The 21,814-nt window shown below is 45.3% G+C and carries 24 protein-coding genes; 6 read left to right on the forward strand and 18 right to left on the reverse strand.

The annotated features are described in order from the left end of the window. Nucleotides 1-3: 3 nt before the first annotated feature. The 4 genes from ICN21_RS03840 to ICN21_RS03855 all read right to left on the reverse strand — a co-directional run bounded on the left by ICN21_RS03840 (nt 4) and on the right by ICN21_RS03855 (nt 2,526). A complete protein-coding gene (locus ICN21_RS03840) occupies nt 4-567 on the reverse strand; it encodes a DUF3306 domain-containing protein (protein ID WP_255534194.1) in 564 nt (187 codons plus the stop codon). After that, nucleotides 567-1,082 carry a DUF3305 domain-containing protein gene (locus ICN21_RS03845; protein ID WP_251369958.1) on the reverse strand — a complete coding sequence of 172 codons (516 nt, stop codon included), beginning with the start codon at nt 1,080-1,082 and terminating at the stop codon, nt 567-569. Before ICN21_RS03845 ends, ICN21_RS03840 begins: the two co-directional genes overlap by 1 nt. A gap of 32 nt (nt 1,083-1,114) precedes the next feature. Further along, complete coding sequence (gene apbC, locus ICN21_RS03850) at nt 1,115-2,203, reverse strand: iron-sulfur cluster carrier protein ApbC (protein ID WP_216176852.1); 1,089 nt, start codon at nt 2,201-2,203, stop codon at nt 1,115-1,117. A gap of 128 nt (nt 2,204-2,331) precedes the next feature. Next, on the reverse strand, nt 2,332-2,526 hold the full coding sequence (locus tag ICN21_RS03855; RefSeq protein ID WP_216176854.1) for a heavy-metal-associated domain-containing protein: 195 nt from the start codon (nt 2,524-2,526) through the stop codon (nt 2,332-2,334). A gap of 51 nt (nt 2,527-2,577) precedes the next feature. On the opposite strand from ICN21_RS03855, the gene ICN21_RS03860 reads away from it, so the two are divergent. Then, on the forward strand, nt 2,578-4,851 hold the full coding sequence (locus ICN21_RS03860; RefSeq protein WP_216176856.1) for a cation-translocating P-type ATPase: 2,274 nt from the start codon (nt 2,578-2,580) through the stop codon (nt 4,849-4,851). Nucleotides 4,852-4,858: 7 nt separating this feature from the next. Here the strand turns inward: ICN21_RS03860 and ICN21_RS03865 are convergent, their stop codons facing one another. Then, nucleotides 4,859-5,656: a DUF3047 domain-containing protein gene (locus ICN21_RS03865; protein ID WP_215295235.1), complete on the reverse strand. Its 798-nt coding sequence runs from the start codon at nt 5,654-5,656 to the stop codon at nt 4,859-4,861. A gap of 47 nt (nt 5,657-5,703) precedes the next feature. Here ICN21_RS03865 and ICN21_RS03870 point away from each other — a divergent pair, with 47 nt between their 5' ends. From ICN21_RS03870 to ICN21_RS03890, 5 genes are read left to right on the forward strand one after another with little or no spacing between them, the layout of a single operon-like run. Next, nucleotides 5,704-7,200 (forward strand): glycosyltransferase family 39 protein, encoded by a 1,497-nt coding sequence (locus ICN21_RS03870; protein ID WP_216176858.1) that lies wholly within the window; start codon nt 5,704-5,706, stop codon nt 7,198-7,200. Nucleotides 7,201-7,249: 49 nt separating this feature from the next. After that, a complete protein-coding gene (locus ICN21_RS03875) occupies nt 7,250-8,293 on the forward strand; it encodes a lysylphosphatidylglycerol synthase transmembrane domain-containing protein (RefSeq protein ID WP_216176859.1) in 1,044 nt (347 codons plus the stop codon). A gap of 18 nt (nt 8,294-8,311) precedes the next feature. Further along, nucleotides 8,312-9,580: a glycosyltransferase family 9 protein gene (locus ICN21_RS03880; RefSeq protein ID WP_216176861.1), complete on the forward strand. Its 1,269-nt coding sequence runs from the start codon at nt 8,312-8,314 to the stop codon at nt 9,578-9,580. Continuing rightward, the gene (locus ICN21_RS03885; protein ID WP_216176863.1) at nt 9,577-10,368 is read left to right on the forward strand and encodes a phosphatase PAP2 family protein; all 792 of its coding nucleotides are present in this window, start codon (nt 9,577-9,579) and stop codon (nt 10,366-10,368) included. Before ICN21_RS03880 ends, ICN21_RS03885 begins: the two co-directional genes overlap by 4 nt. A 6-nt stretch (nt 10,369-10,374) precedes the next feature. Then, nucleotides 10,375-11,244 (forward strand): 23S rRNA (adenine(2030)-N(6))-methyltransferase RlmJ, encoded by an 870-nt coding sequence (locus ICN21_RS03890; protein ID WP_216176865.1) that lies wholly within the window; start codon nt 10,375-10,377, stop codon nt 11,242-11,244. Nucleotides 11,245-11,262: 18 nt separating this feature from the next. Here ICN21_RS03890 and ICN21_RS03895 read toward each other — a convergent pair whose 3' ends face one another. From ICN21_RS03895 to dxs, 13 genes are all read right to left on the reverse strand, one after another. Further along, entirely contained in the window at nt 11,263-11,829 is a 567-nt protein-coding gene (locus tag ICN21_RS03895; protein WP_215295247.1) for a heme-binding protein, read from the reverse strand. A gap of 68 nt (nt 11,830-11,897) precedes the next feature. Further along, the gene (locus ICN21_RS03900) at nt 11,898-12,842 is read right to left on the reverse strand and encodes an LD-carboxypeptidase (protein WP_216176867.1); all 945 of its coding nucleotides are present in this window, start codon (nt 12,840-12,842) and stop codon (nt 11,898-11,900) included. Further along, on the reverse strand, nt 12,839-13,297 hold the full coding sequence (tadA, locus tag ICN21_RS03905) for a tRNA adenosine(34) deaminase TadA (protein WP_216176868.1): 459 nt from the start codon (nt 13,295-13,297) through the stop codon (nt 12,839-12,841). The genes ICN21_RS03900 and tadA overlap by 4 nt, the downstream gene beginning before the upstream one ends. After that, nucleotides 13,298-13,762: a 6-carboxytetrahydropterin synthase QueD gene (gene queD / locus ICN21_RS03910; RefSeq protein ID WP_216176869.1), complete on the reverse strand. Its 465-nt coding sequence runs from the start codon at nt 13,760-13,762 to the stop codon at nt 13,298-13,300. It abuts the gene before it with no gap. Nucleotides 13,763-13,793: 31 nt separating this feature from the next. Then, nucleotides 13,794-14,447 carry a 7-carboxy-7-deazaguanine synthase gene (gene queE, locus ICN21_RS03915; RefSeq protein ID WP_215318404.1) on the reverse strand — a complete coding sequence of 218 codons (654 nt, stop codon included), beginning with the start codon at nt 14,445-14,447 and terminating at the stop codon, nt 13,794-13,796. Between the two features lie 27 nt (nt 14,448-14,474). Next, nucleotides 14,475-15,203, reverse strand: coding sequence for a hypothetical protein (locus ICN21_RS03920; RefSeq protein WP_216176870.1), 729 nt, complete (start codon nt 15,201-15,203; stop codon nt 14,475-14,477). Continuing rightward, on the reverse strand, nt 15,179-15,880 hold the full coding sequence (locus tag ICN21_RS03925; RefSeq protein WP_216176871.1) for a hypothetical protein: 702 nt from the start codon (nt 15,878-15,880) through the stop codon (nt 15,179-15,181). The genes ICN21_RS03920 and ICN21_RS03925 overlap by 25 nt, the downstream gene beginning before the upstream one ends. 28 nt (nt 15,881-15,908) lie before the next feature. After that, nucleotides 15,909-16,706 (reverse strand): ferritin-like domain-containing protein, encoded by a 798-nt coding sequence (locus ICN21_RS03930; protein ID WP_216176872.1) that lies wholly within the window; start codon nt 16,704-16,706, stop codon nt 15,909-15,911. Nucleotides 16,707-17,220: 514 nt separating this feature from the next. After that, nucleotides 17,221-17,820: an alternative oxidase gene (locus tag ICN21_RS03935; RefSeq protein WP_216176874.1), complete on the reverse strand. Its 600-nt coding sequence runs from the start codon at nt 17,818-17,820 to the stop codon at nt 17,221-17,223. A 62-nt stretch (nt 17,821-17,882) separates the two neighbouring features. Next, nucleotides 17,883-19,220: an NAD(P)/FAD-dependent oxidoreductase gene (locus tag ICN21_RS03940; protein WP_215318412.1), complete on the reverse strand. Its 1,338-nt coding sequence runs from the start codon at nt 19,218-19,220 to the stop codon at nt 17,883-17,885. Nucleotides 19,221-19,262: 42 nt separating this feature from the next. Then, nucleotides 19,263-19,736 carry a TspO/MBR family protein gene (locus ICN21_RS03945; protein ID WP_215295266.1) on the reverse strand — a complete coding sequence of 158 codons (474 nt, stop codon included), beginning with the start codon at nt 19,734-19,736 and terminating at the stop codon, nt 19,263-19,265. Nucleotides 19,737-19,762: 26 nt separating this feature from the next. Continuing rightward, a complete protein-coding gene (locus tag ICN21_RS03950) occupies nt 19,763-19,903 on the reverse strand; it encodes a hypothetical protein (protein ID WP_215295268.1) in 141 nt (46 codons plus the stop codon). 11 nt (nt 19,904-19,914) lie between these two features. After that, a complete protein-coding gene (gene dxs, locus ICN21_RS03955; RefSeq protein WP_216176876.1) occupies nt 19,915-21,801 on the reverse strand; it encodes a 1-deoxy-D-xylulose-5-phosphate synthase in 1,887 nt (628 codons plus the stop codon). Nucleotides 21,802-21,814: the final 13 nt, after the last annotated feature.

A 21,814-nucleotide genomic window follows, 5' to 3' on the forward strand; every position in this document is an offset into this window, starting at 1 on the left:
TTCTTAGGTTTTTTTCTGCTCTGACGCAAGCGGCATTTCATCCAGACTGGCAGATTTTTCCTGCGCTTGGATTTGAGTGGATGTTAAATCACTTTGTGTGGGAGCCCCTAAAGTGGCTTGATCAGGCTCTGCTGCTTTAGTAATCCCAGCGGGCCCTTTCTTTTGATCAGCTTCATCACTACTCTTCTTGAAGAGATTAAGCATATCGCTTTGGACCATTCTTTCTAGCATGCCAGGTGGTAAAGGATCCGGCTTGGAATAGTCATCAATATAGATATCTAGACCATCCATCACATTGAAATGGGGATCAGTAAACATCTTCTTAAGAGCGGCCTGCTGAACAGCAGGATCAACATCCGGTTTCATAAATGCAGAAAAGTCCGGCGCAAAGCGATCGATCTTTTCGACATCATCTAAAGTCGGTGGCGGTGGCACCTCAGGATCTGGCGCATTCATTTCTGCATTTGTCTGAGCTAGTGGCTGAGTAGCTTCTTTTTGTTGCTCCGCTACTTCATCCTCTTTGCCTGCCTTACGGCGTGACCAGCGACTTAGAAAACCATCTGCCATCATTCCTCCGCTGAGCGCTCGGCGCCTTTAAATGATGCTGGCTTGTGCCGTTTTTTGGGCTCAGGTCGATAATTTTCATTGACATACTCTTGCAGCCAAGAGGCATGCTCATCATTCATGGGAACAGTGTCCACTGACTCTCCCCCATCAAGCAATCGCGCTGCTTCGTTATAGCTCACACAGATACGATGAGGAACGGCAATAGTGACTTCCGCTTTAGCCATCTCAAGTGATTGCGCATCAATATAGCGATCAATCTCTTCTTCCAAGCGCCACATCACAAACCATGCGGGTGTTGTTGCAGAAACATTCAGGTAATAGCCTTCAGCCTCATCAGGAAAAAGATTTAATTCAAAGCCGGTGAATAACCAAGATTCACCCTCGGCATCACGACCCAAGAACTGCCCTGAGATAGCGCTATTTTGATTGGCATTGAATTGTCCAAAATCAGGGAGCACTTCCTGAGGAACCCATCGGTATGACACCCATGGGTTATCCATATTTTGTTTACGCATTAGCACTGCAAAGCGCATAAGTACCCAGCGCCTTAGGTGTTCTGAACCACAATGTTCGGAAATTTGCTGCTCATATCTTTTGACAGAGTAGCAACACGAATAGCGACTTGTCTTGCGATGTTCTTATAGATTGCACTAATGGCTCCATCCGGGTCAGCAACCACAGTTGGACGGCCAGCATCTGCCTGTTCACGAATCGATAAATTCAGTGGCAATGAACCCAAGAAATCAACGCCATACTCTTTGCACATTTTTTCACCGCCACCACTACCAAAAACATGCTCTTCATGACCGCACTGAGTGCAAACATAAGTACTCATATTTTCAATAATGCCGATGATCGGCACACCGACTTTCTCAAACATCTTTAAACCTTTGCGAGCATCCAACAGTGCGATGTCCTGCGGCGTAGTCACAATGACCGAGCCGGTAACAGGCACCTTTTGCGATAAGGTCAACTGGATATCACCAGTGCCTGGTGGCATATCAACAATCAAGTAATCTAGATCACGCCAGCGGGTTTGACGCAGCAGTTGCTCCAAAGCAGAAGTCACCATAGGACCACGCCATACCATTGGTGCATCTTCTTCAATTAAGAAACCAATAGAGCTAGCTTGCAAGCCATGACCTTCCATTGGCTCAATCGTATTCTCTTCAACAGATTCTGGTCTACCGGTAATACCTAACATCATGGGCTGACTTGGCCCATAGATATCGGCATCTAATATTCCGACTTGCGCACCTTCAGCTGCTAACGCTAATGCCAAATTCACAGCAGTGGTTGATTTACCAACTCCACCCTTACCACTCGCAACAGCAATAATATTTTTCACGCCCGGCAATAATTTAACGCCCCGTTGCACAGCATGCGCGACAACCTGACTGCTCACATTCACGCTGACGTTTTTAACCCCAGGCAATGCGCGCACAGCATTGATAACGGATTTACGAATCAAATCAAATTGACTTTTAGCGGGATACCCCAAAACAATATCGAACGAAACATCGCCATCTTCAATACGCAAATTTTTGAGGTTTTTAGCTGTTACAAAGTCGATCTTTGTATTGGGATCAAGCAAGCCCTTAAGGGCTCCTTGTACAGCTTCTACAGTAACTGACACTACTTTCTCCTATGCTCAGTAGCTCTGAATACATTTTCAGAACTGCTTTAATTAATTTTTGGAACATCAAGTAGATTAACCGCACCAGCAAAACTTTGCTGAGCAGGTGCTTATGGATCTCTTGGTAATTATTGAATAACCGGAAAACCTGCTTCCGTAATGATCTGACTGGCCTGCGCAGCCGATAAGGAAGTTTCTAGATTGACCATCTGAGATGGCAAATCAGCCTGTACTGTAGCTTGCGGATCCTGAGCTTGAATTGCCCTCGTTACGGCATTAATACAGCCCCCACAGGTCATTCCGGATACTTTAAGACTCAACATATCAACCTTTTTGCATTGAATTTAATTGGCATGAAGTAGATTATCTTCCATATGAACACCCTAAAAGAGATGAGTTCTGAGCTTTTTACCTTAGATATTGGTGGAATGACCTGTGCCTCTTGCGTTGGGCGGGTTGAAAAGGCGCTTCATCAGATCCCTGGAGTAGAAGCTGCCAGCGTCAATTTAGCAACTGAGCAAGCCAGAATTCGCCTCAATACATCATCCCCTAGCAACATTGCTGAGGTTATTGCGGCAGTGAATAAAACCGGTTATGAAGCGCGCTTGAGCAATCCCCACTCAAGTGCAGAGATAAAACCCTCGCATTCATTTTGGGGGTCAGATGGTCTGGGTAGAGTGTTACTGAGTTTTGCTTTATCAGCTCCACTCATCTTGCCAATGCTGTTGATGCCCTTTGGGATTCATTGGGCGCTATCTCCCAAATGGCAACTGCTCTTAGCAAGTCCAGTGCAATTTTGGCTTGGGTGGCGATTTTATAAGTCTGGTTTTAAAGCACTCCTGTCAGGCGTTGGCAATATGGATTTACTAGTTGCCATTGGGACAAGTGCTGCTTATGGTTTGAGCGTATCTCAAATGCTGACTTCACCGCATGCAGTTCATGAGCTCTATTTGGAGGGGTCTGCTGTCATTATTTGTATGGTGCTTCTAGGAAAATGGTTAGAGGCTCGTGCAAAGCAACAAACTAGTGAAGCGATACGAGCACTACAAAAACTTTGGCCAGAGCATGCAAAAGTCCTTGACCCTAGCATTGATATCGCAGAGGGTGTTCCACTCGACCAATATCGCGATCTCCCTCTAGAGCAGGTTTTCCCTAAAGACCGTGTATTGGTTTTACCTGGGGAGCGCATTCCTGTAGATGGCTTCATCTTGCTTGGATCTAGCCATGTAGATGAATCGCTCCTGACCGGAGAAAGTGAGCCAGTTAAAAAAATACTGGGTGCAAAAGTCATTGGTGGATCACTGAATGGCGAAGGCTTACTGGTGGTTGAGGCGCAAGCTGTTGGCGTAGAAAGTGTTCTTTCCCAAATCATTTCATTAGTAGAAGATGCGCAAACCCAAAAAGCGCCCATTCAAAAATTAGTAGATCAAGTCAGTGCAATCTTTGTACCGAGCGTGATTGTGATTGCCATCATCACTGGATTGGTAAATTGGTTTTACCTGGACTCTGCATCGATTGCCATACTGAGAGCAGTCTCTGTCCTAGTGATTGCTTGCCCTTGCGCTCTTGGCTTAGCAACACCTGCAGCCATCATGGCAGGAACTGGTATTGCAGCGCGCTTTGGTATTTTAATTAAAGACCCTCAAGTACTTGAGTTAGCACACCGCTTAAGTATTGTTGCGTTTGATAAAACAGGTACTCTCACGATTGGTAAACCCAGGCTTCTCAATATCATTTCATTTACTGATTCTGTAGATGAAGATGCCATCTTAGCGAGTGCTGCAGGCTTGCAATTGGGCAGCGAGCATCCCTTAGCTAAAGCCTTGCTAGATGCAGCTAAACAAAAAGGGGTCAGCCCAATACCACCCTTGAAAAGTAAGGCGCTAGCAGGTATTGGCATTAGCGGTAAACCGAGTGCTGGTAGTTGGATGGGGCAAAGCCTCTGCTTACAAAGTGTTGCCTCACTAGATGCAAATCCACATCAAGCAGACATTATTCAAAAAGCACAAGTGTGTTTCGATGCAGGGCAGACTGTTTCTGTGCTCATGAATGAAGCTACTTCGTCTCCGATTGCGATCGTTGCCTTTGGTGATGAACTCAAACCGAATGCCAAAGAGGCGATCGCTTCTTTACAGCAACTGCACATTCGTACCGTGATGCTCTCGGGTGATAACACTGCGGCAGCAAATCGCGTGGGTCAGTCCATCGGGATCGATGAAGTCTTTGCGCAGGTGATGCCAAGCAACAAAGCAGATATTATTCAGAAACTGCAATCCTCTCAAAAAGATGGTGATCGTCATTGGGTGGCGATGGTAGGTGATGGCATCAATGATGCTCCCGCTCTCGCAACAGCAGATGTTGGTATGGCCATGTCTACCGGTACTGATGTTGCAATGCAGGCTGCAGGCATTACTTTGATGCGTGGAGATCCCACTTTGGTGGCGGATGCTATTGATATCTCCAAGAGAACCTGGAGAAAGATTCAGCAAAACTTATTCTGGGCTTTTATCTTCAACTCCACCGGAATTCCGTTGGCAGCACTAGGCTATCTCTCACCAATGCTCGCCGGCAGTGCCATGGCACTCTCGAGCTTTTGCGTTCTGAGTAACGCCTTGCTCCTAAAACGCTGGCGTCCCTCTCACGCGTAAGCAATCCTTATTTGGGGATTTTACGAATGAGCTCAATATCGCCATAAATAGCGCGTGTTTCTGACTTTGTATTATCAGTATCGGTTAATAAGGCAATCCCAATGACTTCACCAGGAGCCTCACCATAAGCATGTCTGTAATCAGCAGCAAGATCACGTTGATGTTTGTGCCAATTTCCTAAATTTTCCCAACCAGAATCCACCACAATCATTTTGATACGCGAGGTATGCGCATTGGTAATGACCGTGTCGATAGGAGACTTACCTGACCAGATATACATCAAAGTAGCGTATGGCATTTCTTGACCGCTAATGAGATTGGCCATCTCAAATGTCATTTTTTCTTTTAAAGAAAGTTTTGATTTATTGCCATCAAAGGCGACCAAAATTCTTAAGGGCGCATCATCTTGATAACTCTCAGCATTGTCAGCATCAGGCAAAGCGCCTAAAGCCTTCCATTCCCACTGTAACCATAAATTATTTGCTTGACGTGGGCGCAATTTCACCGCCAACCCTGAAGCAGAGGTTTTGGAGTTGGCACTCAAAACAGTTTTGCCTTGGTAAGTTTCTAGGCGATAAACCGTATTCTTTTTATAAGGAGCAATGCGATAGAAATTCCAGCCATTAGGCATCCCATCGCGCGGAGTCTCCGCCGAAAATTTTGGCAACTCATCTTGTGCAGGAATTTGAGCGACATTAAAAGCCTGCCCTGACTCATTTTGCACTGACCCGCCACCCAGCCCTGCGCAAGCCGTTAGAGCCAGCGCAATGCAGACAATGAAGAAAAGGGAAAGGAGCTTGGGCATGGGCTAATTGTCCCAATTATTGACCTAAGTAAGTCTAAAATCAAAGTATGCGCCGACAATCTCCCTCTAGCTGGGCTGCAATCTGCATCTGTATTGCAGCAGTGGTGCACTTTGCTCTAGGCTTTGCGATTGAATTCTCGGTTGATGAAGCGCATTACGCACTGTATGCACAGCACCTAGCGTGGAGCTATTTTGATCATCCGCCACTCGTTGGCTGGATTCAGTGGCCACTAGTAGCACTCACCTCCTCCGAAGGCATTATTCGATTGATCCCAGAGCTGCTCTGGGTACTTTCCTGTTTCTTGGTTTATCAAGTGACTTTGGAGGTGCATCACTTTATCCAAGGACGTAACGCTGGATATCTGACAAGTGCACTACCTTCGTCTAACACTTGCGGACTCATGGCAGTACTAGCCATTATTGCGGCACCAATGCCACATGTATTAGCAATTGGCTTGTTACCCGACAGCTTACTCATTCCGCTGAGTCTAGGTCTGATGTTGATGGCAATACGCTGGTTAATGAAAGATCACTTCAGCATTGCTGATTGGCTTATCACTGGAGTATTACTTGGATTAGCAGGGCTCAGTAAATATACTGCCGTGTTTACTGCAATGGCATTGCTGCTGATTTTTTTAAGTAGTCCTAGAAAACCTTGGATTAACAAAATTGGTTTTTGGCTTGCTGCAATTGTTGCTCTTCTACTCATTAGTCCTGTTCTATATTGGAATTGGACTCATGACTGGATCTCATTTAAATATCAAGTGGCTCATGGAGCTGGCAGTGTTTGGCTCTGGCGCAGATTTGGTGGCTACCTGGCTATCCAAGTGGTGGTCTATGGACCCCTACTCATTTTAGGTGCCTACCTTTTTATTAAACATTGTATTCACGGCACCAGACTAGCTTTATTAGCCTTACTAGGATTCTTTGTGATTCCTTTTGTAATCTTTACAAGTCTCTCTGGTGGTGGCGGATTACCACACTGGACATCGCCTGCATGGTTTTGTCTGGCGCCATTTGCAGGCATTGGCTTAGCAAAAGCATGGTCCACTCAACGTCATCAGCTCATTCGAATTTTATTCATCGTACAAGTTGTACTCTGTTGTATTGGATTTACCTATGTTCTGTCTGGTGGCATGAATTCAGTAGCTATCAAATCCAACCCGATTGCAGATCTCTATGGCTGGAAACTAGCAGGTCAAAAGGCTGCTGAATTAAGGCAAGCAACAAAAGCGAGTGGGATCGCCGTTCAAAATTGGACTTTAGGTAGTCGCACCGCTTGGTATGCCCAACCGCTTCCAGTGTTTGTTTTGGATGAACGTCAAGACCAGTTTGATCTCTGGTTTGGGCAATTGCCCCGTGGGGCAAACATCATCCTCATAAATTGGTCGGGAATGTCTTTTGCACCCCCGCTTGGTAAGCAGTCTGCCTTTGAACGCTGCGAAGCTTTGGATACTCTAGAAATTGTGCGATTTGGACAAATCTTGTCTAAATTTGACTTTAGCCTTTGCAGCAACTGGCAAGGCACTGGTTTAGCGAAGTAATTCACCCAAATTCAAGACCTTAGGCGCCCAAAGCATTATCCTTACGCCTATGAGTTCACTGCCCCAGTCCACCCCAAAAGCCCAATCTGGGTGGAAATCATTGCTAAAACGCGCCTGGCCGACCATTCGCATTTTGCTATCCATCGCCCTGCTTTGGAAAGCCACCAGCGGAATCGACTGGCATACCCTCCTTGATTCTGAAATCAAGATGCAACCAGCTTGGCTAATAGCTGCAGGAGTGGCGATTTGTTGCGCGTTTATTTGTGGCGGTCTGCGTTGGGGATTTTTAATGCGAAGTGTGGGTTTTCAAGGTGGCTTCAAAACTTATATCGCTCTCTATTTTGCTGGCGGACTCATTAACCAAGGACTACCAAGTACGCTAGGAGGAGATAGTTATCGCGCCATCACCGCAACGCATCTCAACAGCACCGGAAATCTCACTGAAACACAAGAGCTTGATAAAGAGCTTCATCACTCTGTTGATTTAGAGCATGCCCCTGCAAAACTGCGCCTCAGCTTTGCGATGGTTTTAGTGGATCGCTTTTTAGGTTTAGCAGGCAACAATTTACTCGGTGGCTTAGGCTTAATTCTCGGTGGCGCTACGCTTGCTGCCTGGGGACAAGATTTAGGTTACGCCGTTGTTGCCGTCATGGTGTTAGCAGGGCTAATCATCGCCTTGGTATTGGCTTGGGCGCCAACCCGTCAACTACTGCAAAACTTACTTGACCGCCTGCGTATGAACAACGCTATGCCTGGTATTCGTTTGGCCTTTTCCTGGCCGATGAATATTGCACAAGCACTCTTCGCAATCGCCATTCATGGCTTCATTATTTTGGCTTTTGGTTGTTGCCTGAGAGCCTATGGTGCTGAAGCGCCAATCTCTAGCCTGATGATTGGCCTGCCCGCATTAAGTCTTTTGTTAATGCTCCCGATTAGTATTTCTGGCTGGGGCTTGCGTGAAGCAACTCTATCGTCTGTGCTAGCACTATGGGGCGTTAACCCTTCACTTACCGTATTAGCCTCTATAAGCTATGGTGCAATTACTGTGATCTCAGTCCTGCCGGGTGCTTACTTTTTACTAAAACGAAAATAATTCTTTCAGAGCAAAATTATGACTATTAGCGTCAATACCATGCGTGCCATTGATCATTGGGTTGGAGTACCCCTTTGCGCAATTGCCAGCCCATTAGTGGTATTGATAGATGGTGTAAAAAGAATTTTTAGCCGTGGTCCAAAAACTCCCAAGAAATTACTGTTTATCGAACTCTCCGAAATGGGGAGCGCCATCTTGGTTGACCCAGCGATGCGCAATGCACAAGCGCGTGGCGCTGAATTATTTTTCTTAATCTTCAAGAGCAATCGCGCTAGTCTCAACCTTTTAAATACGGTTAAGCCAGAAAACATTTTCACGATTGACTCTTCGAGCTTAGGTGGATTAATTAAAGACACCTTGCGCTTTTTGCTGGTTGCCCGTGCGCATCGCATCGATACCGTGATCGATCTTGAGCTCTTCTCACGCTTTACTGCCCTTCTCACTGGACTATGTGGTGCTCGTCATCGCGTGGGTTATCACATTTTTCACGGGGAAGGTTTATGGCGTGGCTTCATGCTTACCCGCAAGGTGCACTACAACCCGCACATTCACATTACTAAAAACTTTCTCTCTTTAATTCATGCAGCTTTTGCAAAAGAGATTGAAGTGCCTTTTAGCAAAATTCAGATTCCGGATTCTGAAGTCAAACTTGAGCAAGCCATCATCCATCCAGATGTTATGAAAAAAGTGCTTGCTCGGATTGAAAAGAAAGCTGCTGAAGCCGGCGTTCCCTATACCTATGGAAAAAATCGCCTCATTTTGATTAATCCGAATGCTAGCGATCTCTTGCCACAACGTCGCTGGGCGCAACAGCGCTTCTCGGAGCTCATTCAAGCTGTAAACCAGTGCTATCCAAACGATTTAATTCTGATTACGGGCTCCCCTACTGAATTTGTCTATGTCGATAAAGTGCGCTCTGTTGCCAACGTTAAAAATGCTCTGAACTTTGCAGGCCAAGTTACCTTTACTGAATTGCCACCGCTGTACACGCTATCTGATGTGATGGTGACCAATGATTCTGGCCCAGGTCACTTCTCTGCAGTGACACCACTCAGAACAGTGGTTCTGTTTGGACCAGAGACGCCCGCCCTCTACGGCTCTATTGGTAACTCTATTGCAATCACCGCCAATCTTGCTTGCTCACCTTGTGTGAGCGCAGCTAATCATCGCAAAACACCTTGTCAAGATAATGTCTGCATGCAAGCCATTTCGGTTGCGCAAGTATTGGATAAAGTGACTGTTCAATTGCAAGAAGCGGATAGAGCAAAAGGTCGTTCAGCTGGATGAGCAAGACAGTAATCCCCAAACTAGCTTGGTTTGTCCCGCTTGCTCCTATCGCTCTTGCTGCAGCGATTTACTTTGGGGAATTTCAAAGTAGTAGCTTTTTATTCATTAATCATCTTACCCAGTTATTGCCTGACACAGTTTGGGCCTGGCTCACTTTTCTAGGAAATGGCTGGGGCATATTTGCATTGGCATTTCCGCTACTCCTTTTAGCGCCCCGCTTACTCACTGCCGGTTTATTTGCAGGTGCCCTCTCCGCAATTGCCAGCACAATTCTCAAAAACGGGTTTGATCTTCCAAGACCAGCTGGTCTTTTAGAGAATGGTAGTTTTTATCGCATTGGCGAGCCCCTGCTCCATAAAGCATTGCCATCAGGTCACACCCTTACGGCTTTCGCGATTGCCAGTGCTCTGTATTTTGTCTCCAGCAGAGCGAAGCGTAGCCATCTATTGCCGCTGTTCTTGGTTGCGGCATTAGTAGGCTTATCGCGCAGCGCAGTTGGCGCACATTGGCTCACAGACGTATTGGCCGGAGCAGGCGTTGGCATTTGGTGTGGGATGTTGGGCGCCCTACTTGCACAATACGTTCCAGAGAATCAACTATCCCTCAAGAATCTTTGGCCTCGCTTGATTGCCCTTGGCGGTGTTGCAGCCATCTATGCGCATTACACCCAAATTATGGATCTCGAATTAAATCTGCCATTGCAATATGCCTCCATTGCCATCGTAGCTATCACCTTAATATTTTTTGTTAAAGCGCAATTTAACAACTCACCTGGCAACCCAGAATAGTTTTGTATGTTTAGCTATCGACATGCTTTTCATGCTGGCAGCCATGCTGACATTCTCAAGCACCTTACCCTTATTCATCTTGTAGAGTATTTACAAGAAAAACCGGTAGCCTTGACGATGGTCGACACCCATGCTGGTGCTGGTGTCTATAGCCTAGAGGATGGCTTTGCTGCTGTGAGCAAAGAAGCAGAAGGTGGAATATATCGTTTATTGAAATTCAAAGAAGCGGGCAATCCCATTCCGGAAAGCGTTCAAACATATTTGGATTGTATTGAGGCGGAAAATGTTGGGGGAGATCTCAAGACTTATCCTGGGTCCCCATTTATTCTGGCTCGACTGTTGAGACCGCAAGATCGCCTGAAGTTATTTGAACTTCATCCCAAAGAGATTGATATTCTTCGCCATAACATTGGAGAACTGAAGCAATCAAAGCAGATTGATATTTATGCTGAAGATAGTTTCAGCAGACTGAAGGGCTTACTACCGCCTCCTAGTAGGCGCGGTTTAGTACTCATTGATCCTTCTTATGAAGACAAGCAGGATTATCGGTATTTAGAGCTTGCAATCGAAGAAGCATTACAGCGTTTTGCTACTGGCTGCTACGCAGTCTGGTATCCGATTCTTTCCAGAAGAGAATCTATCGCCCTACCTGATCGCATGAAAAAGATTTGCGCCGCTCATCAGCGCTCTTGGCTTCATACTGAGTTGCGCGTTGAAAATGCACCTGGTGAACGGCGCCTTCAAGCGAGTGGCATGTTCATTATTAATCCACCGTGGACACTAGAAAAGCATCTCGCTGATGCACTACCCACTTTAACCAAGGCTCTAGGTATTGATGGTGGAGCGCAATTCTTACTCAAGAGTTTTGAGGCATAAAACGAATCTTAGATTTACTCAGTCGCGCACATCAATCATGATCTCGTTGCGACGCATGAACGGTAGTGTCCAAGGCGGGTTATAGCGGGCGAATTTTGGTGAGCCATTCGCTGATAGATTGTGTGTCTTCATCCACTCTTCTAACTCTAAGACTCTCTCGGCGACTTTTTGACTGTTATAAAAACCTGAGAAGGTAATCACCGCTCTTTTGACTGCAGGAATTTGCCTGATCTGCACCTTTGAATTGAGGGGCTTCGGTAGCGTTTCCATAGTGTATTCAGAGGGCATGACAAATGAAACCACCCATTGCCCAGCCTTACTCTCAATATTGACTGGAGTGGTCATGGCTATCTTGGCACTTTTAGCAGGCTGCTCCTCTACCGCAACTGGAGTAGTCATCGCAATTTTTTCACTAACTTGGTTTTGGCCAAAGATATAAGCAGCAATGAGCCGAAAGCCTTGACCTGATGCTTCATCGAGATCGCCCTCAACCTGAACCTCAGCCAAAATCATCGGCGCATAAGATCGAAGTTCAAATGGGGGCGCCTTTTCAAGCACGGAATATTTTGGTTCTTCAATTGCCATGACTACCCCCGTGAAAGTCAGCGCTAAAAAAAGAATACTTTGCGTAATAAATCTTTTAAAAGACATCTTTACCAGCTTGCCTTAAGATTAAAGCCTGCAGCACTGTACTCAAGAGTGGCACTTGCTCCAACGGGTAGAGTAAGTTTATTGGCTTGATGGCCAAATGGTAGATCAGTCAAAATAGGAATGTATTTTGCTAGGCGATGACGAATAGCCTCAACCGCACGCTCAAGGGTGTAGCCTTTATCGTTGTCGTATAAACGATATGCCGAGAAACCCCCTAGTAATACTGCTGCCTGATTACCCAGTACACCAGCATCCAATAACTGCATCAAGGTTCTTTCCAGCCGATAGGGATGCTCATTCACATCCTCTAAAAATAAAATACCGCCCTTTGTTTGGGTGCTTGATGGTAGGTAAGATGTTCCGATAAGACTGGCTAGCACCGTGAGATTTCCACCCCAAAGCATTCCAGTAATTGAACCTGAATCTACTTGCCCCAAGAATGCTTGAGATGCATTAATAGTGCAATCGAGTTTTCTTTCTTGTATAGCAGATAAGAAATGCTTCCACATGAATTCATCTGGAGGAATTGGCTTGCCATTCTCATCGATTCTGCCAAAGTCATAATTGAGCATAGGGCCAGATAAAGTAATCGCGCCCGTCTTAGCCAAGAGACCCAGCTCAAAACTGGTGAAGTCGCTATGCCCACAAATCTGGAGCCCACCCTTCACTGCTTGAGCAATTGCATTCCATTGAATATCCGACAGCAAACGATGAATACCATAACCACCACGCATTGCCATCACAATTTGCTTCGTATCTAATGTGGCTAAGTGATTGAGCTCATTTAATCGCTCGGCATCACTTCCAGCAAAACGCTCGTGTACACGATGAACACAATCAGGATTATGAATCGCCATACCCTGGCTTTTTAACCAAGCCATCCCCGCTAAGGGGCTCTTCTCATCCAGACTAGCGCCTGATGGAGCAACGAGATGGATGGAGTTCAACGTCGCTCCTTAAAGAAGCTGCGCAGTAATTGACCACACTCTTCACTCATGACGCCACCCTCAACGCTGGTTTGATGATTAATTTCTTTTGCAGAGAATACATCCAAAACACTTCCAGCGGCACCTGTTTTAGGATCTAGTGCGCCAAAGACAAGCCGCTCTACCCTGGCATGCAGGATGGCGCCTGAGCACATTGCACAAGGCTCTAGGGTTACATATAAGGTAGTGCCTGGAAGGCGATAATTTGCTTCTACCCTTGCCGCTTCTCTCAGAGCCAGCATCTCGGCATGCGCACTAGGATCATGATGCGAGATAGGTTGATTAAATCCCCTAGAAATGACCTTACCGTCGCGTACTAAAACTGCACCAACCGGCACCTCATTTGCAGTAGCAGCTAATTGAGCTTGCTCAATCGCTTGCTCCATAAACTGATGATCAAGTTCAGCTTGATTCATTTAAGTAGGGTGAACGTCAGCCCAACAATTTGGAGTTTCATATAGACGAATTGCTGAGAGCTCAAGACGACCACTAAATGCTTTAGCAAAGACAGGTTGCAAAATAGTGAATGCAGCATTTGCCAGATTCTCGACAGTGGGAACATGCTCCATGATGACGGTTTTATGATTTGGCAATGTCGCCAAGAATGCCACCAAACCTTGGTCTTCTTTAGCGACTAAAAATGCATGATCCCATGGTTCAACAACATGTTGATTAGTGAGCTTTTTGATATCACCAAAATCTAAGACCATGCCATCATCGGCTTTGCCAGGATGATCTGCCACCTCACCAGTCAAGGTCACCTCGATTGCATAGCGATGCCCATGCAAATGCTTGCATTGCCCATCATGATTTGGAATGCGATGACCTGAGTCAAACTCAAGACGGCGGGTAATGGAGATAGCAGCTTGTTTACTAGTCATTTGGTAATTTAAAGAATTGGGCGCAGCCCTTTTATCGGATTCCAATCAGTTTATGCGATTGAATACTCAGTCTCCACAAGGGACGTTTTTGGCACAAACCCACTGCCAGCTCTGTATTGCTTTTAAGATTTGGTCCATCCATGGGTTGCAAGAAGCGATTGCGGTAATCCATCTTCTCAAAACGGGCCATTAGATTTTCTACAGAATCGTGCCCAGCTTGTGGAACCACCAACTTGAGTTCGTTTGCCTGCAACACAATCAGATCAGAACCTGCCTTTGGACTAACGCAAACCCAGTCAACTCCTTTTGGAACCTTGATGGTGCCGTTAGTTTCAATCGCCACCTCAAAACCTTTTTGATGAAGCACGGTGATGAGCTCTTCATCTAACTGCAAGAGTGGTTCACCACCAGTAAACACCACATAACGTTGCTGCGGGCCTGCCGAAGTACTTCTCCAAGCAGTCTCTATAGCCTTTGCTAAATTATTGGCAGTCTCAAATTTTCCACCACCAACACCATCACTACCGACAAAATCGGTATCGCAAAATTGACAGACTGCTGAAGCACGATCCTCTTCGCGACCACTCCATAGATTGCACCCGGAAAAACGGCAAAAAATAGCAGCACGTCCAGCGTGAGCGCCCTCACCTTGTAAGGTTGGAAATAGTTCTTTAACGGTATACATAGCAATAGGCTATTTTAAGCGCTTTGCTTACTTCCAGGAGACTAACTCCCATTGCCAATAGTCTTCCCAGTAGGCGTTTGACCAAAACACTCCGGGCGTAATGTAGCGCCCACTGCCCCTGCGGATCACCCAGCGGCCGATTTCTGGAGAGAACCAAACATCTTCCTCGCGGATATTTTGAACTCTCAAGAGGTCATTACTCTCAAAATAAGGTATCTCATTGTGGAGGTGAAGAGTCAGAAACTTTCCTAATGGAGACTGGATTTGCTCCCAAGCAAGTGCCGACATATTGAGCCCCCAGTAATAACTTCCATCTGGATAAGCGGGAACTTGATAGTGGATTTTATAAAACCGATACCAGCCCACCTGAAGTTGTTCAGGCCAAAGAGGAATTGCCTGCTGAAATTTTTGTGAAGGGCTCCAATGCGGATCCTGCAAGACAAAGCCCCAGGGCGCTTGGATTTCATCGGGCAATGGACCCGACTTGACTCCCGAGCGTGCAATACGAATTTCACTACCTACCGAGACAACTCTTTCGGTGACGGTATCAATGATTTCTTGGTTAAATACATTACGGACTTGGTAAACCCATTCTTGCCCTACCTTGGGCGCCCGAACGATTGGCGTTGGTATGGGTTGACCTACATTGACACCTTGAGGAAATGGCTGCGAAGAAATGCACCCTAGCAAAAAAATTGGCAGGGCTACTAAAAAGAATCTGCGCCAGTGTTTTACTTGTATGAAGTGAGTTGCCATTGAAGACTATCTTCCAAATTAGGCATGCCTAACTGACCCTGAATCATATAAGAGCCAGAGGATTCGCGGGCAACCCAACGACCAATACTGGGAGCAAACCAGACAGTTTCTTTACGGATGCAATTGACTTTGTTGTCATCATCGCTCACATAATTAATCAGATTTTGGTAACGCAAAGTCAGAAAACTGCCTGCAGGTACAGTCATTTGTTCCCAACCGTGGGCGCTCATATATTCTTGCCAGCCATAAGCATTATCTGGGTAGCCTGCCAAGCTATATTTGGTAATCAATTGCTTACTCCAGCTTGAAGCTAACTCTTGAGGCCATAAAGGGATGGCTGGGTTAAAGCTAATGACCCTAGACCAATGCGGATCTCGAATCACTGTACCCCAAGGTCCTTGAATTTCATTGGGTAGTTTTTCGCCGCTTTCGTTCGATCGATCAATCACAATCGTTGAACCAATGCTGGCTACACGCTCAGTAATCAGCCCTAAATTTTTACCGTCAAATACATTGCGTTTAACGTAGGTCCATTCCTGACCAACTTGGGGCGCACGAATAGCGGGTGCCGGGTTAGGCTGCGCAACTGGAATGCCGCGCTCATATGAAAGCGGCACGCCACAAGCTACCGGCGCTAACGCAGCCGATGTGATGAATGTGCGACGAGATAAATTCATATACTCTCCTAATCAATATTTATTGTGACTATACCCCAAGCAAACTGAGCTCTTCAGCAGTAAATCCTGCTTGCTTACGAGCCTCGAAATTAAATGGCCCCCGTAATTTGGGTGCGGAATATTTTTTTGCTAGATCTCTATAGGCGGTAATTGGCGAGAGATTGTCTTTCTCACATAAGAAATTGAACCAATGATTACCAATGGCTACATGCCCGATCTCATCTCGGAGAATGATCTCTAGAATATCTACTGCGCCGAGCTCTTTAATTTGCTTGAAACGATCTCGAATCATGGGTACGGCATCTAGGCCCCTAGCTTCCATGGTGCGCGGAACAAGCGCCATCCGAGCAATGACTGAGTCTTGCGTTCTCTCTACCATTTCCCACAAACTATTGTGTGCAGAAAAATCACCATAAGAAAATCCAAAAGATTGGATGTATTCGTTCACTAGTGTGAAGTGGTAAGCCTCTTCTTTGGCAACTCTGAGCCAATCTTCATAGTATTGCTGAGGCATGTTAGGAAAACGCCAAATCGCGTCTAAGGCAAGATTAATCGCATTAAATTCGATATGGGCTAGTGAGTGCAATAAAGCTACCCTTCCCTCGACGCTATCCATTTTTCTTTTGGGAACCTGAAGAGGCGGAATCAATTCAGGCCGTTGCGGGCGCCCAGGCAAAGCCAGATCTTGACTATTTAATAGTGCAGCAGGATTCATATCGATAAGTTGCTTGTGATATTCGTCAAATAATTGAAAAACTCGGCTTACCTTTATTTGCGCATCGGTAATGGCCAGTATTTCAAGAGTGGCTTGGCGTAACTCAGTCATTTATCAACAATATATAGGGTTCTCAAAGCCTACAAGAAAGATTGCATCGTCATATTTTCCACGATGAAAACTCATTGCCATTATAGGAACAGGTCTTGTATGATCAACAGAGTCTAGAACAAACGCTATTGCTTAGGGAGCAATGAAATGTCCAGAGATAAATTGGGATTATTTGCATTTGGCTTAGTACTAATAGGCTTTGTGGTGTTTGTAAAAACCGGCTCTTTTTTTCTCTTTTCCATAGGCATCGTATCTGTCGCCCTGTTAGTGTTTTCAAAAAGCAAATTCATTAAATAGATGACTGGTGAAAAACTAGAGCTAATCTTTGAGTTTGGTGTGATATTGATCTCACCCATCATCTATCATCTCTATCTTTTGAAATACAAAAAAATTGCGCGAGAAATTGTTTTTAAGGATATCAAGATTTACTTGTTCCTTTACATTCTGATTGCCATCACCGGCTTATTCGCTCTATTGAGATAGCCCAATCATGAAGGCTGAGTTGGTTTAAATCCTAACGGTCGTATTCGCTAGCAAACTCATGATTCACGTCGCGATGCTTTGCTTCATCCTCTCGGACTGCAATCACCACATCACGCAATGTAGCGTCTGCAGATAAGTTCCAATAGTCAATGGCAATTTTTGGCGCAGGGATATTGGGTAAGCTTCCATTATCAATTTCACGTAAATATTCTGTATAGGAATAAACTGCTTCCTCCTCGAAATATCCAACAATGCGATGAGCTGTTCTTGGAAAAAAAACGTAGATAACAAAAAACATATTCCAAAATACTGCTTGCGCAGTCAGGACTAAAAAGCGCTCAAATCCGTTGGGCTTAGCAATCTCAATGAAAGTCATTAAGTGCATTCTTTCATTTTCCGCCTCATCCAACAAAGTACGAATCTTCGGACCATATCCCGTTTTCATCTTGCGCAAACTGGTCAGATGGGTCCACATCCCAGAAACCATGCCAGGAACACCTGCAACGGTCTCAAGAACGACTGCGCGGTGACCATATCTTTTTTGGAAAAAAGTATCTGCAAAAAAACGCATACTTTTTGTAAAGAAAAGGGCCACCCGGTCGGAGAAATTAATAGGTTGGTAGTGACTCATTTGATACTCTTAAGCTAGTTATTTATATAAATATTACTCGCTTAAGAAAATATCTGCTTGGCTCAGTGAAGCTTGACGATAGAATGCGTTCTACGGTGGATTAAACGGCTGATGGTGTCTAAAGCCACCTTAACCCAGCCATGCAGGGCCAGTTGATGAAGTTTGTATAAGCTGATGTACATCAGCTTTGCAAACAAACCTTCCACCATCAGACTGCCGCCAATCAAACCTCCCATCATGCTACCCACACTACTGTATTCACCCAAGGATACGAGCGAGCCAAAATCGCGATATTGATAAGGTCGCAGCGGCTTGCCATCCATGATTTGATTGATCTGAGAAAAGAGATGTGAGGCTTGTTGATGGGCTGCCTGAGCTCTAGGAGGAACAATGCCGCCCTTGCCATTATTCGCCTCTGGCCATGGACATGCAGCACAGTCTCCCATTGCAAAAATATGAGGGTCAAGGGTAGTTTGTAAGGTTGGTAATACCAACAGTTGATTAGCACGATTACTTTCTAAGCCGCCAATCCCATTCAAAAAGTCTGGCGCCTTAACCCCAGCCGCCCACACAATTAATTCAGCTGGAATTTCTACGCCACTAGATAAACATACTCGATCAGACTGGATTTCTTTCACCTTGGCATTAGTCATGACTTCAACGCCAAGATCGGTGAGTAATTTTTCAGCCGCGCTGGAGATTCTTGCAGAGAGTGCAGGCAATATCTTAGGAGCAGCCTCAATCAAAATGACTTTGAGATCTTTCTCGGGATCCACGCGATCCATGCCAAATGAAATAATCGCACGCGTAGTGCGATGCAATTCTGCGGCTAACTCTACTCCAGTAGCACCAGCCCCAATAATGACAACCTGTAATTGATGGGCTTCCAAAGGCTTGGTTTGAGCTTGAGCCCTAAGACAAGCATTGATCAAACGTAAGTGAAAGCGCTTTGCATCTACAAGAGACTCAAGCCTTTGAGCATATTGTTCAACGCCCGGGGTACCAAAATCATTCGTTAAGCTACCAATAGAAATAATTAGGGTGTCGTATTGAATCGTTTGCTCAGGCGTAATCAATACACCCGCGTCATCATAAAAAGGGGCCACCTGAATTTGTCGGTTGACTCTATCTATACCGGTTAACTCACCTAAGCGAAAACTAAAATGATGCCAGTGTGCTTGCGCAATGTAGTCTAGCTCTTGATCGGCAAGATCCATAGAGCCTGCAGCAACCTCATGCAGTTTTGGCTTCCATAGATGGGTACGATTCTTATCCACCAAAATAACGGATACTTTTTTAGAGCCACTGTTACGGGAGCGAAAACGATCGCCGAGTTTGGTTGCGAGCTCTAGACCGCCAGCACCACCTCCCACAATCACGATTCGATGTTCTTTAGTCATGGACTTCTCTTAATTTGTTTTACCTGCATCCCAGTCGCACTTTTAGGCGAAGGGGCCATTCAGTCGAACTGTATCCCAATTTAAAACAATCGCAATACTGACCCATACTAAATACGGCAAGATATATAAGCTATATTTAGTAGAAATTTTTCTGATTGTCAGAAAAATAGCTAGCACTGAAAGCCATAAAAACACGGCTTCATATAAAGACCAATCAGGTCTTTGAAAACGAAAATACAAAATGCTCCACAGTAAATTCAGAAGTGCATTGAGCCAAAAGAAAATATTCAGGCGACTGAGAATCAAAGTATCCGAGGTCAAGTGTTTTACCCCTACCCAAGCGATACCTGAAAGAATAAAAATAGTAGACCAAATGGGACCAAATAAAAAATCGGGGGGTTTCCAAAAAGGCTCTTTTAAAGCGTGATACCAAGGCCCCAAATCCGTTGCCAGGCCGCCCAAAATCGCTATGGATAGGCCCCACACAAATGGCACGACCATTTTCTTATTCAACATGGGTTAATCAGCCTTTGGTTCAGTATTTAAGCGTAATAGTTGATTAAGAAAAAAATCAGAATGAATAGATTCAGAGTGCCAAAGATGATGGCAACAGGTTTACCAATGTATTGCCACTTTTGTTCTTTTGATAAACCTTGAGTGTCTTTTTTTTCTTTCTTAAACATGAAATAGATCGTTAGATTTGAAAATGCTCACGCACCTTAGTCAGAATTTTTTTCGGGGATAGGCCATAAAAATCTAGCAGCACATTAATATCACCATGCTCGACATACTCATCGGGTAGGCCAATTTGTAAAGTCGGTATTTGAATCTTGTGTGCTGATAAGGCTTCTAAACAGGCGCTACCAGCCCCTCCTTGGATAGCGCTATCTTCAACAAAGACCAAAGCATCATGATTTTTTGCTAGATCTAATAATAATTTTTCATCTAGAGGTTTCACAAAGCGCATATCGGCAACCGTAGCATCAAGCTCCTCTGCAGCCTCTAACGCACTGTAAAGCAAAGGACCAAAACAAGCGAAAGCAATCTTTTTACCGACGGCTACAGTATTTTTGATTTTGCGAACGATCAATCCCTCGCCAACGGTAATAACCTCAAGTTTCTGAGAGGCTTCAGGACCCAATCCAGAACCCCGTGGATAACGCACCACTGAGGGACCATTTAAGCTAAAAGCTGTGGTCAACATATTTCTGCAATCTGCTTGATTAGATGGCGTCATGAGCACCACATTCGGCAAGCATCTTAAAAAGGCCACATCAAATGCACCTGCATGTGTTGCACCATCTGCACCAACCATACCAGCTCGATCTACGGCAAAGACAATCGGTAAATTTTGTAAGGTCACATCGTGGATTAGTTGATCGTAGCCCCTTTGTAAAAAGGTGGAATAGATAGCGACTACTGGCTTGAGACCTTCACAAGCAATACCTGCCGCAAAAGTCACCGCATGTTGTTCTGCAATGCCTACGTCAAAGTAACGCTCAGGAAACTGTTTTTCAAACTGAACTAGACCAGAACCCTCACGCATCGCTGGCGTAATACCAATCAGACGCTGATCTTGCTTTGCCATGTCGCAAAGCCATTCACCAAACACTTCGGTATAGGTTTTTTTACCTGGCGCGGAAGGCTTTAGACCTTCGCTGGGATTAAATTTTCCTGGCCCATGATAAGCAATCGGATTTAACTCTGCCCTCTCGTATCCTTTACCTTTTTTGGTAACGATATGCAGAAATTGTGGGCCATCAGTTTGAGCAATCTTTTTTAAATTACTCAATGTGACAATCAAATCTTCCAAGTTATGACCATCGATTGGGCCATAGTAATCAAAACCAAATTCTTCAAAAATGGTAGCTGGACCAATCATCCCCTTAGCATGACCCTCCAGTCTTTTTGCAAACTCTCGCAAGGGAGGGCTATAGGAAAGCACCTTATCTAAGCCTTTTTTAGTGGCCCCATAAATTGAACCGCTAATGAGTTTTGCTAAATATCGATTGAGAGCTCCGACGGCTGGCGAAATCGACATTTCGTTATCGTTCAAAATCACGATCAAGGGAATGGATTTATCAACCCCGGCATTATTTAAACCTTCATAGGCCATGCCCGCGCTCATAGAGCCATCTCCAATCACGGCAACCACATTGCGCTTTTCGCCCTTTACTTTACTGGCGACCGCCATACCTAAAGCAGCTGAAATACTGGTGGAAGAATGTGCTGTGCCAAAAGCATCGTATTCGCTTTCCGAACGCTTAGGGAATCCAGACAAGCCTCCAAACTGGCGCAACTGAGGCATTCCCTCTCTGCGCCCAGTCAGAATTTTGTGAGCATAGCTTTGATGGCCTACGTCCCAAACGATTCTGTCATCAGGCGTATTGAAAACGTAGTGCAAGGCGACTGCTAACTCTACCGTTCCAAGATTAGAAGATAGATGCCCACCCGTACTAGCAACAGATTGAAGGATAAATTCACGCAATTCATCGGCCAATTGTGGAAGCTCAGACTGTTCGAGTTGCTTTAAGTCCTGCGAAGAATTAATCGTATGGAGTAGTTTGGTGACCTGGAGCATATTCAACGCCGTC

It is taken from the genome of Polynucleobacter sp. AP-Feld-500C-C5, from assembly GCF_018882265.1.
Taxonomy (GTDB): Bacteria; Pseudomonadota; Gammaproteobacteria; order Burkholderiales; family Burkholderiaceae; genus Polynucleobacter.